This is a genomic window from Micromonospora sp. NPDC005215 (genome assembly GCF_040607915.1).
Lineage (GTDB): Bacteria > Actinomycetota > Actinomycetes > Mycobacteriales > Micromonosporaceae > Micromonospora.
This window is the reverse complement of record NZ_JBEXHQ010000005.1, coordinates 24,817-38,055: the sequence shown is the minus strand read 5'-3', so window position 1 is coordinate 38,055 and position 13,239 is coordinate 24,817. Positions and strand designations below refer to the sequence as shown.

Here is a 13,239-nt window from a genome sequence, read left to right as displayed (position 1 = left end):
CGGCAGGATGCTGAGCTTCGCCGCGGTTGGGGTTGAATTGGGCCAACCTATCGCGTCCGTCGTTGATGGGTTGGCGGGTCCAATCCGCGCCCCGGCTCAGTACACCCCGGCCTCGAGACGACTGGCGTCGCGGCGCAGACCGGACGGCGCGAGCGCGGCCAGCGTCTCGTCCAGCACCAGGAAGAAGCGGTCGACGTCCTCGGTGGTCAACTGCCCCATCGTCGCGACGATCGCCGCCTCCCGGGCCACCGACGACGCCGGATAGATGACCACCCCGGCCGCCGACATCGCGTCACAGAGCGTGGCCGCGGTCAACGGCGGTGGGACCTCGAACGCGGTGACCGAACTCGAGCGGTCCGGCGCGGGCACCAACAGCCGCAGGCCGCGGCGGGACAAACCGACCCGCACCCGCTCGGAGTGGGCCGCATAGCGGGCCGAACGCGGGGAGACGCCCTCGTCGAGGGCGAGCGCCAAGGCCTCGTCCAGAGCGAGGAGCAGTTGCACGGCCGGTGTGAACAGCGGCGCGTCGTTGCGCTGCTGAGCCAGGTAGTGCTGGTGCAGATCCAGGTAGAAGCTGCGCGGGCCGACGGCGGCGAGGGACTCGAAGCGCTCCGGCCGGGCACAGACGAAGCTGAGGCCGGCCAACGCCTCGATGCACTTGTTCGCCGAGCCCACCAGCCAGTCCACCGGGTCATGCGCGAGGTCGAGCTGCTCCGCTCCGATGCTGCTGATCCCGTCCACGATGAACTCGTGCCCGGCGGCTCGGACGATCCGGGCGATCGCCGGCACCGGATTGAGGACGCCCAGACTGGTCTCGTGGTGCACCATGGCGACGTGGGTGATTGTCGGACGCGCGTCGAGCGCCTGCTGCACCGCCGCGGGATCGACCGCCCGGCCGAGCGGTAGACGCACTGTGGTGTGGCGCAGCCGGTGCACCGCCGCGATCTGCTCCAACCGGTCTCCGAAGCGGCCGTTCGACACGATCAGCAGTTCGGCGTCCGTCGGTGGCACGGAGCAGAGCACCGCCTCCAGCGCGGCCGTCCCCGAGCCGGTCAGCAGCACCGACGTGAACTGGTCCGCGCCCCCGCACAGCGCGGCGAGCTTGCGCCGCACCTCGGCCAGACAGCGTCGAGTCACCCACTCCCGGTGCCCCAGGTCGGTGCGGGAGACCGCCTGGCGCACCGACGACGCGACGGCGACCGGCCCCGGCGTCAGCAGCAACCGGCCGCCGGCCTGGCTCCGCGCCGGTGGACCCACAATCTTCGGCGCGTCGGTCATGACGCGCTGTCCGCGCCGGACGCGGCCACGGTCGGAGACAACCGGCGGGCGGTGTCCGCCAGCACGGTGGCGACTCGCACGTGCCCCGCCGAGTTGAGGTGGATGCCGTCGTCGCTCCACATGTCCTCGGCCTCGGGGGGCGCCACGTCCACGCGGACCACCGCGCCCCGGGTCGCCTCCGCGCGGAGCAGGTCGTCGAACTCGACGATCCAGCGCTCCATCCGCCGCCGCCGGAACGCGGAGACCGGTAGCTTCGCCGAGGGCGTCGGCAGCGCCGGCATCAACACGAGCGCGCCGGCCCGCGTACCCCAGTCGAACAGATCCGTCAGAGCGGTCCGCACCGTGCTCATCGGGCTGCCCTGGACCGCGTCGTTCATCCCGCAGTTGATCACCACGAGATCAGGTCGCAGCTGCCGTACCGCAGCCAGCTGGCCGGCTGCGACCTGCGCCGTGGTGGCGCCTTCGGCGCCGGTGTTCACCACGTCCTCGGCGCGGATGCCGAGTAGGCTCGCCAGCCGGCGTGACCAGCCGATCCAACCTCCAGCCGGATCCGGATCCCCACGCCCCAGGGTGAGGCTGTCCCCCATCGAAACGAGCTGCACCGTCGTCACGCTCCGGCGGAGGCCACGGGGTCCGCTGTCTCGTCACGACGGGCGGTCAGCGTCATCAGGTAGCCCACCAGCGCGTCGATGGTGGGGTACAGCCGGGCGGCGCCGAGGTCGACCTCCTGCTGGATGCGGTCCTCGATGTCGCTCACCACGCTGAGGGCGTACACCGAGTCGACGCCGTATTCGGCCAGGTCCACGTCGGGTCGGATGGTCTCCGGGCCCCGGTCGAGGTAGAAGGCCACCCGTTCGGTGAGCCAACTCCTCAGCTCCGCCGCCGAGTCCCCCTGCACAAAGTCAATCACTGCCACTCCCATCAATCAGCACCGACAGAGCCGACCCCGGCCTGCGCGCCGAACCGCCCGGGGCGGGCCGGCGGCGACCGGACAAACGCCGGCGTACCACGTCGTCAACTCGCAGGCGGTGAGACGTTCGCGCACCAGCGAGCCACGCACCTCGCCACTGGTCGTGGCGTTGGGGATGACGGCTGGCGTCCCGGCGCGCCGCCTCGACCACGGCCCGACCGATCGCACCGTCGCGGAACCCTCCCCCCGGCACCGGACGGCCGCCCTCTCAGACGGCGTCCCCAACCTAACGGAGCCGGCTAATACGCGGCTTAGCGAGAAGCTGCACGGCCCTATCCCGCCGTTGACTCGTCATCGCGAAGCCCCGCAAGCCCGGCTAGCCTGATCGCCTTGGTCACTGATCAATGCGGGGGTCCGTCGTGGCACACCGATACGCCGCTCTCGACATCGCAGCCGAGCTTGACCTGCTGCTCGGTGACCCGATGGCAGAGGGCACGCCGTTCTCGTTCGAACGGATCGTCGAGGCCGAGGAGCGCGACGCCCTCCCGGACGGCGCCGTCGACGTCCTACGGGACTGGGGCTTCGCCGAGTTCCTGGTCCCCACCGCCCTCGGCGGCCGGCTGCGCTCCCTCGACGAGTTGCTCTTCGTCGCCCGGGCCGTCTCCCGGCGTTCGCTGGCCTTCGCGGTCATGTACGGTTCGGCGCTGCTCGGCGCGAACCCGGTCTGGTTGTGGGGCGACGACGAGCAGCGCGGACGACTGGCCAAGGAGATCGTCGGCGGTGCCCTGAGCGCGTTCGCCGTCTCCGAGGCCGACCACGGCAGCGACCTGCTCGCGTCCTCCGTGGCCGCCGAGCCCGTCGCGGGGGGCTTCGTGCTGACCGGGCAGAAGTGGCCGGTCGGCAACGCGACCCGGGCCCGGTTCCTGACGACCTGCGCCCGTACCGGCCCCCGCAGCTTCTCGCTGCTGCTTGTCGACAAGCAGGAGCTGAGCCGCGACAGTTTCCAGGAGCTGCCCCTCGTCCGGACCGTCGGGCTGCGCGGCCACGACCTGAGCGGGATCACCTTCGACGGGTCGTTCATCCCGGCCACCGCCGCGATCGGCAACCAGGGGATCGCGGTGGTCCAGGTGTTGAAGGCGCTCCAGATCACCCGTGCCGCGATCCCGGCGATGTCGCTGGGGACGATGGACTCGGCGCTGCGACTCGCCCTGACCTACAGCCACGAGCGGCGCCTCTACGGGGCGCCCATCGCTGAGCTGCCGGTCATCCACGACCACCTCGTCCGTGGTCACGTCGATCTACTGATCGCCGAGTGCGTCGCGGTCGGCGCGGCCCGCGCCCTGACCCTGGCACCGGAACGGCTCAGCCTCTGGTCGTCGGTGGCGAAATACCTGGTGCCGGTCATCGGCGACGAGACGGTGCTCAGCATGGCCACGGTCCTCGGCGCCCGCAGCTACCTGCGGGAGGGCGTCGCCCACGGCGTCTTCCAGAAGCTCCAGCGCGACCACGCGATCGCGGCGATCTTCGAGGGGACCACCCACGTCAACCTGCACAGCATCGCCGGGCAGTTGCCCTTCGTCGCCGCGCGCCGGCACGAGCAGAGCGACCCCGGGCAGCTCGACGAGCTGTTCGACACCCTCTTCTCCTGGAACTCCGACGCGCCGACGTGGCAACCGGCCGGCGCCGATCTGCGGCTGACAAACGAAGGACGCGACGAGCTGACCCAGGGTTGGCCCCGGCTGGTCCGGCGCGTCGAGACGGCCTGCGCCCGCCCGGACCGGCCCCCGGTCGCCGACGAGCTGCTGGCGACCGTGGCGCACCTGTCGCGGATCCACGAGGAGACGTACGCCTCCGTCACACAATGGGACGCCCGGTCGCTTGTCGCCATGCGCGCGGCGCACACGCACTGTCTGCTGCACGCCGCGTCGGCCTGCGTGGCGACGTGGTTGGCCAACCGCGAGACGTTCGGCGGGGCCTTCGCCGACGGCGGCTGGCTGCTGTTGTCCCTGCAGCGTCTGCTCGCGCGGCTCGGGGAGCGCGTCGACCTCGCCGAGCGGCCGGCCCGGGAGCTGCTCGCGTCCGCTGTCCGCGCGGCGCAGGCGTGGCCCTCGTACTTCTCCATCCGCTGCCTCGGCAGTGGTCCAGCCGCTGACTGATCACGACGGAGGACATCCCTTGCTCAACGAGGCACTGCGGCCAATCGTCTCGCCGGTTGCCCGCGCCCTGTACCGACCGCTGATCGAGGGCGCCGAGAACGTGCCGCGGCGGGGGCCGGTCATCCTCGCCGCGAACCATCTCTCCTTCGCCGAGAACTGGCTCATTCCGATCGCGACCCCGCGGTCGGTCCGCTACCTCGTCAAGATCGAGTATTTGCGGACGCCGTCGCTGGGCGGTCGGATGGCCGGTTGGTTCTTCAGCGAACTCGGTTTCGTCGGCGTCCAGCGCGGCGGGCCCCGCGACGCCACGTCGTCGTCGCTGGAGGCGGCGATGGGCGTGCTCCGGGCCAACCAGGCCTTCGCCATCTACCCCGAGGGCACCCGGTCGCTCGACGGCCGGTTGTACCGGGGGAGGACCGGGGTGGCGCGACTGACGCTGGCCACCGGCGCCCCGGTCGTACCGATCGGTGTCATCGGCACCGAGGTGATGCAGCCCGTCGGCGTCCGCGTGCCCCGACGGCGTCCGGTGACGGTCCGCTTCGGCACCCCGATGACCTTCGACGAGTACCGCGACTCGCAGGACCCGGCCGACTGGCGCACGGTGACCGACAAGATCATGCTGGCCATCTCGGAACTGTCCGGCCAGGAGTACGTGGACGAGTACCAGAAGCGCTGAGTGGGGGAGGGCGGCGGCGGGCCGAGCCCACCGCCGCCCTCCTCGGTCAGCGCCCGGTGCCCGACGGCTGGGCCGGCACCACGTCGGCGACGGGCTGCTCGTCAACCGTCGACGACCGCTCGGCCGCCGGCTTCGGGTCCGCTGTCGAACCCGCGTCGACAAGCGGCTCCGCCAGCACCTCGGGATCGTTGTGTCGCTCCGGGCCGGGCCCGCGGACCGCCTCCTTCACCGTCGCCGGTTTCGGGCGCAGGAGTCGGGCCGCGGGCAGCTCGACGAAGCGGTAGAGCAGCCACGCGACAGTGGTGCAGAGCGCGAAGAGGCAGACGATGGTCGCCAACTCGACCGGCAGTGGTGGCTGCTGCGCCGGGGAACCGATCACTCCGGCCGCCACCAGCAGATCCGTCACCACCGGGCCCAGCGGCAGGAACACCAGCAGGTGCGTGAGATAGAAGCTGTACGAGATCTCCCCGAACCAGACAATCGGCCTCGCGTGCAGGACCGATCGGCCGCCCCTGGCGTCGGCAGTGGCCAGGGCGGCGAGCAGGATGGCGACCGGGATCAGCAGCGCGCCCACCCGCTGGACGCGTTCGGGGAGCAGCAGCGTCACCGAGAAGGCCGCCGCCAGGATGGCGAGGCTGCCCGTCACACCGGGGCCGCGCCAGGTGCCGCGGCGCAGGAGCAGACCCACCGCCACGCCGACCGTGAAGTCCAACGCGCGGTGCAGGGGGAGCACCATGGTGAACCAGTACGCGAAGTCTCCGCCGCTCGCAGCGGTGTTGAAGAACGGTGGCCCGGCGTCCTTCACCTGGAACATGTCGCCCACCAGGAACGGCAGCGTGCAGGCGAGCACTGTGGCCACGACGATGACCCGACGCAGGGCCCGGTCCCCGAGTGGCACCAGTGCGGCGAAGAGCACCGGGAAGATGAGGTAGAAGAACGCCTCCGCGCTCAACGACCACGACACCGGGTTGAGCCCGTAGATGACGCTCTGCTGCGGCACCCAGCCCTGGACCATGAACATGTTCGACAGCACGTTCTTCCAACCGGGCGGCATGCCCAGCACCACGAGCACCAGGGCCGCGACGGCGGTGGTGGTCGCGTAGATCGGGTAGATCCGCGACACCCGGCGCCGCCAGAAGACCCGGGCGGTGTCGCCGTCCCGGACGACCCAGGTGAGCACGATGCCACTCATCAGGAAGAAGGCGTTCATGCCGCCGAACGAGACCACGGCGACCCACTCCGGGATGGCGTGGGCCACGAACTCGATCCCGCCGCCCTCGACGGCGACGAGTTGCAGTGCCGTGTAGTGCACCATGAACGCCATCGCGGCGAGGACGCCGCGCAGTGCGGTCAGCGAGTCCAGCCGCACCACCTTCGTGCCACGGGCGGCCTTCGCCATCCCCGCCGCCGCGTTCGGCGCATCGGTGACCGCGCTGCTCACTGACGGACCTTCGCCACCCGGGAGCCCATCAGCTCCGCGAAGTTGCCGGCGAAGAAGCGGTCCTTGACCTTCTCGTCGAAGCCGGCGAGGAACTTCTCCGCAGCGCCGAGCGGATCGGTGCCGCCCTCGGTGTGCGGGAAGTCCGTGCCGAACATGAACAGGTCCGGGCCGGCCTGCTCGATGAGCCAGTCCAGGGGCTCGACGAAGAAGGACGTGAACTTCACCTGCCGCCGGACGAAGTCGGACGGACGCATCGACAACGTCCGCAGGTCGGGCTCGGTCCGGCCGAACGCCAGCTGCGAGATGTCCAACTGCTTCATCCAGGGCGCCACCCACAGGCCGCCCTGCTCGATGCAACCGCAGCGCAGCGTCGGGAAGCGGTCGAAGACGCCGTCGAGCACGAGCATCGTCAGGAACGTCTGCGGCGGGACGTGCATCGCCATGTAGTCCTTGGACCGGATGTTCTCGCCACCGCCGAGGAAGTCGGCCGGCGGGGTCCGCCCGTTGTTGCGGTACGCGTCCGGCACCAACGCGCCACCCGTGCAGACATGCAGGAAGAACGGCATGTCGGCGTCCTGGAGGGTGGCCCAGAAGCGGTCGTACGCGGGATGCGCCGGGGAGAACTCCGGCGGAGCGACGGAGGGCACGATGACCCCGTCGCAGCCCAACTCGATCGCCGCCTCCAACTCGGCGACGCTGCGCTCCGGGTCGGCGAGGGGCACGAACCCGACGGGCAGCAGCCGCCGGTCCACCGAACACCAGTCGACGATGGCGCGGTTCAGGGCGCGACTGCCCCCGTACATCAGCTCGGGATGGTCGTAGTACCAGAACTGCTCGCTCGCGACAGTGCTGAAGACCAACTGTGCCGAGAATCCGAGCAGGTCCAGGGCGCGGCTGCGTTCGCCCGCGTCGGTGCCGCCGAAACTCTCCCAGCCCTTCATGGTCATCAGGGTCTGCTCGGCGGACGCCCGGCGGTCCTGGTCCTCGTAGCGCTGCCGGATGTCGGTCTCGGCGGTGCGGGCCCGCTGCACCTTGTCCGCACCGAAGGAACGGAGTAGCTCGCGTACCGAGGGCTCGGCGTACTCGGTGAGCCAGCCTTCCCGCTCCATCACATGGCTGTCGGCGTCGTGGTAGACCCGACCTTCTGCGTACGGCATCCGGCACTCTCCTTCAACTCGAACTCGCGGTGGACGTTAGATCGGATCGGCACCCTTCGGCGTGCGTGCGCAACGCAGCGGCTGCGGCCGTGTTAGCGACCGGTTAGCAGTGGGACCGGCAGGGCGGCCGGTACGGACCGGAACGTCGCCTCCGTCCGCATCCCCAGGAAGTCACCGTCGACCTGGACGGCGATCGGGCGGATCGACAGCATCGTCAGTCCCTGCTGGTCCTCGGCGGTCACCACGTCCGGCCCGGACAGCGGCGCCTGGGCGGTCATCATCTGCCGCACCACCCGCATCGTCGCCAGCGTGCCGAGCGACGTCAGGCCGAGTACGTCGAGCCCCCGGTCGAACGAGGCGGTGGGGGCCGGCGCCACGGCCCGCTTCCCAAGGTAGGTCCACGGCGCCGAGTTGCAGACGAACGCCATGAAGATGGCCTCCCCGTGCGCGCCGCCGGCCCCGTCGAAGGTCAGCGCCGGATGCCGGCGGTCGGTGCGCAGGTGCTGCCGCACCAGCAGGGTGAGGTAGGCCGCGGCCGGCATCCGCGGCGGGCGGACGCCGACGCCGAAACGCAGCTGCTCGGCTTCCCGCACGATCTCCGCGTCGAGCCCGAGTGAGCACACGAAGGCGAACCAACGGTCCCCGACGAGGCCGAGGCCCAGCCGCCGACTTCCACCCGCGGTCACCGCGTCCCGTACCAGGCGGGCCGCCTCGCCGAGCTGGTTGGGTAGGCCGATCGATCGGGCGAAGACATTCGTGCCGCCGGCGGGCAGTGGGGCGAAGACCGGTACGTCGTCGGCCAGACCGTCGGCGAGCAGCCCGTTGACCGTCTCGTTGGCCGATCCGTCGCCGGAGGCGGTGAGCACCACGTCGTATCCCTCGCGGCGCGCCGTACGGGCCAGTTCGGCAGCGTGCCCCCGCCGCGCGGTGTCCACCACGTCGAGCCGCAGTCCGCTGAGGATGTCGGTGAGCTCGTCGCGGGCACCGGGATTCATCCGCGTGGCCCGCGGATTGACGATCAGCAGGCACCGGGGCGGCATGATCGGGTGACCTCCTTCTGCGCCGGCAGGGCAGGTTGCTGGCGAGGCGCCACTGTAGGACCACCGGCGCGTGCTCGGCACGGCGGTGAAGTGAGCCGTTAGCGGGCCGTTGTGACCGCGTCAGCGGCGGGTTTGCCGATGACCGTCGAGGCTCGGGGAGGCCGCTAAAATCCTGCTAAACCCATGCCTTCAGGCGGGTGTCCGCACCCCGGTCGAGCGGTCCGACCCGTGCAATCATCGGCACCTCAGCCGCCGCGAGACGAAGGACGGGTCGCATGGCGATTGGCATCATCGATATGGGGTCCCACGTCCCTGACCGCGTCGTGACGAACGACGACATCTGTGCCTGGAGCGGCGCCACCCACGACTGGATCACCAACCTGACCGGTATCGAGGAGCGCCGGTACGCGGAGCCCGAGCAGACCACCTCGGACCTCGCGGTCCTCGCCGCCGCGCCCCTGGTCGCCGACCCGGCCGTACAGGAACGGCTGGCCTGGCTGTTCCTCAGCACCAACTCGCCGGACCAGCCGTCCCCGGCCACGGCCGCCGTGGTGCAGGCGAAGCTGGGTCTGCCCGCGCTGCCGGCGTTCGACGTCGGCGTGGCCTGCGCCGGGGTGATCTTCCACATGGCCCTCGCGAACGCGCTGATGCGCGACGACGCCGGGCAGGTCGCACTGGCGATCGGCGCCGACAAGGTGTCCTCCATCGTGGATCGCACGGATAAGCGCACCGTCGCGCTCTTCGGGGACGGCGCCGCGGCGCTGCTGCTCGGCTCGGTGCCCGACGGCTACGGGATCCGCAGCACCAGTCTGCTCACCGACGGCGCCCGCTGGGAGAACATCGGCATCTACGCGGGCGGAGCCCGGCTGCCGCTGACGCCGGAACGGTACGCCGAGGGTGGCCAGTTCACCCGGATGGACGGGCGGGCGGTCGCGGCGTTCGTCCTGCAGACGCTGCCCAAGGTGATCGATTCGGCGCTGGAGAAGGCTGGGCTGGGCCTGCACGACATCGACCGGTTCGTCTTCCACCAGGCGAACGGGCGTCTACTGGCCGGGCTCGGCAAAAAACTCGGCATCGACCCGGAGCGGGTGCCGACCACGGTGAGCAGATTCGGTAATTCCGGTGTCGCGTCCCTGCCCGTCACGCTGGTGCAGGCCCACCGGGAACGCCCCTTTCAGCGTGGCGAGAAGCTGCTGCTCGCCGCGGTGGGCGCGGGGATGACCGCCGGCGCCGCCGTCGTCACCTGGTACTGATGGTTCGAGAGGCTGCGGAGATCGGATGCGTCTGAAGGGCAAGAACGCCGTCGTCACCGGCGGCAACCGCGGGTTGGGCCGGGCCATCGCCCGGCACTTCCTGGCCGAGGGCGCGACAGTCACCTGCGCCTCCCGCACCGGTAAGGGCTGGGAGGAGCTGCACCGCGATGCCCCCGATCGGTCGTTCCACCTGCCGGTCGAGGTCAGCGATCCGGCGTCGGTCGAGCAACTCGTCACGACCGCCGCGGAGCTGATGGGCAGCATCGACATCCTGGTCGCCAACGCCGCCGTCCGGCACGACGGCCGGATCGAGCGGCTGGCGCCGGAGGCCTGGACGGAGACGCTGACGGTCAGTCTCACCGGGGTCTTCCTCTGCACCCGTGCCGTCGTCCCCGTGATGGTCGCCAACGGCGGCGGCTGCATCATCAACATCTCCTCCGGCCTGGCCACCCGGGTGGCCGTCGGCACGGCGGCGTACAGCGCGGCCAAGGCCGGTGTCGAGTCGTTGACCCGGACCAGCGCCATCGAACTCGGCCCGAAGGGCATCAAGGTCAACTGCATCTCGCCGGGGCTGATCGACAGCGGGATGAGCGAGGCCCTGCGGCCGAACGTCGCGCTCTGGGAGATGTACACGAAACGCATCGCCATGGGCCGCGCCGGCCACGAGGACGAGGTCGCCAGCGCCGCGGTCTTCCTCGCCTCGGACGAGAGCTCGTACGTCAACGGACATGTGCTCGAAGTGAATGGAGGACTGCTATGGGCGTGAGGCCCTTCCGGTTCGGGGTGAGCCTGCACCACAACTGTGGCGCCGAGGAGTGGGCGAAGAAGTGTCGCCGGGCGGAGGAGCTGGGCTACGACGTCATTCTCATCCCCGACCATCTGCACATGCCCGCGCCGTTCCCGTCCATCGTCGCGGCGGCGTCGGCGACCGAGCGAGTGATGTTCGGAACGTTCGTCCTGAACGCCGCCTTCTGGAACCCGCGCCTGTTGGAGCGGGAGATCGCCACCACGCACCGGCTCACCGGGGGGCGTCTGGAGGTCGGCGTCGGCACCGGATACGCGAGGGCCGAGTTCGACGAGGCGGAGATCCCCTTCGAGTCACCCGGTCGACGGGTACGGCAACTCGACACCGTGGTCCAGCGACTGACGGCGTCGTTCGCCGACCCGGCACAGTGGTCGGACTGCACCTCGGCCCCTCGACTGATGATCGGTGGCAGCGGCGACAAGGTCCTCGGGATCGCCGCCCGACACGCCGACATCGTCGGTCTCAGCCCAGTGGTCCGGGTCGACACCCCGGAGAAGTGGCGGGCGCTCCCCGCCGAGACGGTCGAGGAACGCGCCAGGTATCTGCGGACGCAGGCCGGTGACCGCTACGACGACCTCGAGGTCAACCTCATGATCCCCGCGGTGGTGCTGGCCGACGACCGGCAGGCGGCCGCCGCCTTCGCCCAGCAGACCCGGACGCCGTACCTCACGCTGGAGCAGGTCCTGGACGCTCCGGCGGGCCTGATCGGTACGCCGGAGGAGATCGCCGACCAACTGGTCGAGCGCCGGGAGCGTTACGGGGTCTCGTACATCACCGCCCACGAGGAGTTCATGGAGCCGCTCGCCGCGGCCATGGCCGTCCTGGAGGGCCGAACCAGTTGACCCCGCTTCGCGGGAATCCCCGCTACATCCTCCTGGCGGTGTCGCTCGCGTCGTTCATGACCTCGCTCGACATGACGATCATCAACATCGCCATGCCGAGCGTGGTCCGCGACCTCGACGCCTCGTTGACCACAGTGGCGTGGGTGGCCAACGCCTACCTCATCGTGGTGGCGGTGCTGGTCATCGTGACCGGCCGGCTGGGTGACCTGTACGGACCCCGCCGGCTGTTCGTGATGGGTTCGGTGCTGTTCACTCTCGCCTCGGCGGCGTGCGGGCTCGCGCAGAGCGAGGGTCAGCTCATCGCCGCCCGGGCGTTCCAGGGTCTCGGCGCCGCCCTGATGTACCCGCAGTCGATGTCGATCATCGTGGCCACCTTCCCGCCGCAACGTCGCGGCGGGGCGCTGGGCCTGTGGACGGCGGTCTCGGCGCTGGCCTCGATCCTCGGGCCGGTGATCGGAGGCGCCCTCACCAGCATTCTGAGCTGGCGATACGTCTTCTTCCTCAACCTCCCGGTGGGGTTGATCATGATCGTGCTCTGCCTGGCGGCCGTGCCGCCGCTGGAACGCGGCCGCCGACAACCGCTGCACCTGCTGGCCGTCGTCCTCAGCACTGCCGCACTGGTCTGCCTCACCTTCGGGCTGGTGGAGGGCGACCGGTTCGAGTGGGGGGTGATCTGGGGGCCGCTGAGCATTCCGCTGCTGCTGGTGCTGAGCGTCGTCCTGGCGGCGGCGTTCGTCGTGCTGCAGAAGAGGCGCCAGGACCGCACGCCGTTGGTGCCGTTCGAGCTGTTCGCGCTGACCAACTTCCGCCTGATGATCATCGTGACCACGATCCTGTCGATCGGCATCGTGGGGACCTCCGTACCGTTGTCGCTGTACGTGCAGGCCGCGCTGGGCTACAGCCCGATCAAGGTCGGGCTCGTCATGACTCCGATGTTCCTCAGCATGGCGTTCGTCGCCCCCTTCGCCGGCAAGCTCAGTGACCGGCTCAGCGCCCGGTACGTGCTGATGACCGGGCTCAGCCTCTACGCCGTCGGAATGGCACTCGTGGTCTGGGTCGCGAACGACGCGACGCCCTGGCAGCACTTCGTTCCCGGCCTCGTCGTGGCCGGTGTCGGCGCTGGCTGCACGTTCGCCCCGATGAACTCCATCGCCATGCACGACGTGCAACCACCGCAGGCGGGGGCCGCGGCCGCGCTGATGATGACAGCCCGCCAGCTCGCATCGGTCTTCGCCGCCGCCGTGCCCATCGCCCTGCTCCAGGGTCAGCTCGTGCGGCGGATGCCGGAGGATGCCACCGCGCTGGCACCGGCCCTGCCGGCCGGTGTCGGCGAACCGTTCGTGGCGGCCTTCCGCCAGGTGTCGGCGGCCGGCCCGGACGAGACGGTGGGCGAGGTGGTGGACGCGGTTCGGCGCAGCGGAGCGTCACCGGAGGCCGTCGACGCCGCCGGCCGAGCGGCGCACGCCGTCTACACCCACAGCTTCGTGACGGCGCTACGGCCGACGTTGCTGGTGCCCATCGCGTTGCTGCTCGTCGGCGTCGTGTTCGCGGCCCGGGTGGTGCCCACCGGGCGAAGGGCGTCCGCCACACCGGACGCGGTCGATCGCTCGGGCGCCGCCGATGAGGCCGACGCGCTGCCACGGCCGGTAAGCTGATCAATGTTGTCGGGTCGGCGCGGCGG

General features: G+C 70.6%; 12 protein-coding genes. 6 read left to right on the top strand and 6 right to left on the bottom strand.

Annotated features, from left to right (window positions below; translation table 11 throughout):
- Positions 1–96: 96 nt before the first annotated feature.
- The 3 genes from ABZU25_RS06435 to ABZU25_RS06425 are packed head-to-tail and all read right to left on the bottom strand — an operon-like array spanning position 97 to position 2,188.
- Entirely contained in the window at positions 97–1,278 is a 1,182-nt protein-coding gene (locus ABZU25_RS06435) for an aminotransferase class V-fold PLP-dependent enzyme (RefSeq protein WP_355028289.1), read from the bottom strand.
- Entirely contained in the window at positions 1,275–1,880 is a 606-nt protein-coding gene (locus tag ABZU25_RS06430; RefSeq protein WP_355028288.1) for an SGNH/GDSL hydrolase family protein, read from the bottom strand. Before ABZU25_RS06430 ends, ABZU25_RS06435 begins: the two co-directional genes overlap by 4 nt.
- A 5-nt stretch (positions 1,881–1,885) precedes the next feature.
- Positions 1,886–2,188, bottom strand: coding sequence for an acyl carrier protein (locus tag ABZU25_RS06425; RefSeq protein ID WP_355028287.1), 303 nt, complete (start codon positions 2,186–2,188; stop codon positions 1,886–1,888).
- Between the two features lie 419 nt (positions 2,189–2,607).
- Here ABZU25_RS06425 and ABZU25_RS06420 point away from each other — a divergent pair, with 419 nt between their 5' ends.
- Together ABZU25_RS06420 and ABZU25_RS06415 are read left to right on the top strand one after the other, a co-directional pair.
- Positions 2,608–4,344: an acyl-CoA dehydrogenase family protein gene (locus tag ABZU25_RS06420; protein WP_355028286.1), complete on the top strand. Its 1,737-nt coding sequence runs from the start codon at positions 2,608–2,610 to the stop codon at positions 4,342–4,344.
- 19 nt (positions 4,345–4,363) lie between these two features.
- Positions 4,364–5,020, top strand: coding sequence for a lysophospholipid acyltransferase family protein (locus ABZU25_RS06415; protein ID WP_355028285.1), 657 nt, complete (start codon positions 4,364–4,366; stop codon positions 5,018–5,020).
- 46 nt (positions 5,021–5,066) lie between these two features.
- Here the strand turns inward: ABZU25_RS06415 and ABZU25_RS06410 are convergent, their stop codons facing one another.
- The 3 genes from ABZU25_RS06410 to ABZU25_RS06400 all read right to left on the bottom strand — a co-directional run bounded on the left by ABZU25_RS06410 (position 5,067) and on the right by ABZU25_RS06400 (position 8,658).
- The gene (locus ABZU25_RS06410) at positions 5,067–6,461 is read right to left on the bottom strand and encodes an acyltransferase (protein WP_355028284.1); all 1,395 of its coding nucleotides are present in this window, start codon (positions 6,459–6,461) and stop codon (positions 5,067–5,069) included.
- Positions 6,458–7,618: an amidohydrolase family protein gene (locus ABZU25_RS06405; RefSeq protein WP_355028283.1), complete on the bottom strand. Its 1,161-nt coding sequence runs from the start codon at positions 7,616–7,618 to the stop codon at positions 6,458–6,460. Before ABZU25_RS06405 ends, ABZU25_RS06410 begins: the two co-directional genes overlap by 4 nt.
- Before the next feature lie 92 nt (positions 7,619–7,710).
- Entirely contained in the window at positions 7,711–8,658 is a 948-nt protein-coding gene (locus tag ABZU25_RS06400) for a diacylglycerol kinase family protein (RefSeq protein ID WP_355028282.1), read from the bottom strand.
- Between the two features lie 275 nt (positions 8,659–8,933).
- Between ABZU25_RS06400 and ABZU25_RS06395 the strand changes: the two genes are divergently transcribed.
- From ABZU25_RS06395 to ABZU25_RS06380, 4 genes are read left to right on the top strand one after another with little or no spacing between them, the layout of a single operon-like run.
- The gene (locus ABZU25_RS06395; RefSeq protein WP_355028281.1) at positions 8,934–9,911 is read left to right on the top strand and encodes a ketoacyl-ACP synthase III; all 978 of its coding nucleotides are present in this window, start codon (positions 8,934–8,936) and stop codon (positions 9,909–9,911) included.
- A gap of 25 nt (positions 9,912–9,936) precedes the next feature.
- A complete protein-coding gene (locus ABZU25_RS06390) occupies positions 9,937–10,677 on the top strand; it encodes an SDR family oxidoreductase (protein ID WP_355028280.1) in 741 nt (246 codons plus the stop codon).
- On the top strand, positions 10,668–11,558 hold the full coding sequence (locus ABZU25_RS06385) for a TIGR03621 family F420-dependent LLM class oxidoreductase (RefSeq protein ID WP_355028279.1): 891 nt from the start codon (positions 10,668–10,670) through the stop codon (positions 11,556–11,558). The genes ABZU25_RS06390 and ABZU25_RS06385 overlap by 10 nt, the downstream gene beginning before the upstream one ends.
- A 38-nt stretch (positions 11,559–11,596) precedes the next feature.
- Positions 11,597–13,213 (top strand): MFS transporter, encoded by a 1,617-nt coding sequence (locus ABZU25_RS06380; protein ID WP_355028278.1) that lies wholly within the window; start codon positions 11,597–11,599, stop codon positions 13,211–13,213.
- Positions 13,214–13,239 lie beyond the last annotated feature (26 nt).

Excerpts from the sequence above, each read along its gene's own strand:
- ABZU25_RS06390 (WP_355028280.1), top strand. The coding sequence starts at position 9,937 with ATGCGTCTGAAGGGCAAGAACGCCGTCGTCACCGGCGGCAACCGCGGG.
- ABZU25_RS06395 (WP_355028281.1), top strand. The coding sequence starts at position 8,934 with ATGGCGATTGGCATCATCGATATGGGGTCCCACGTCCCTGACCGCGTC.
- ABZU25_RS06435 (WP_355028289.1), bottom strand. The coding sequence starts at position 1,278 with ATGACCGACGCGCCGAAGATTGTGGGTCCACCGGCGCGGAGCCAGGCC.
- ABZU25_RS06400 (WP_355028282.1), bottom strand. The coding sequence starts at position 8,658 with ATGCCGCCCCGGTGCCTGCTGATCGTCAATCCGCGGGCCACGCGGATG.
- ABZU25_RS06405 (WP_355028283.1), bottom strand. The coding sequence starts at position 7,618 with ATGCCGTACGCAGAAGGTCGGGTCTACCACGACGCCGACAGCCATGTG.
- ABZU25_RS06385 (WP_355028279.1), top strand. The coding sequence starts at position 10,668 with ATGGGCGTGAGGCCCTTCCGGTTCGGGGTGAGCCTGCACCACAACTGT.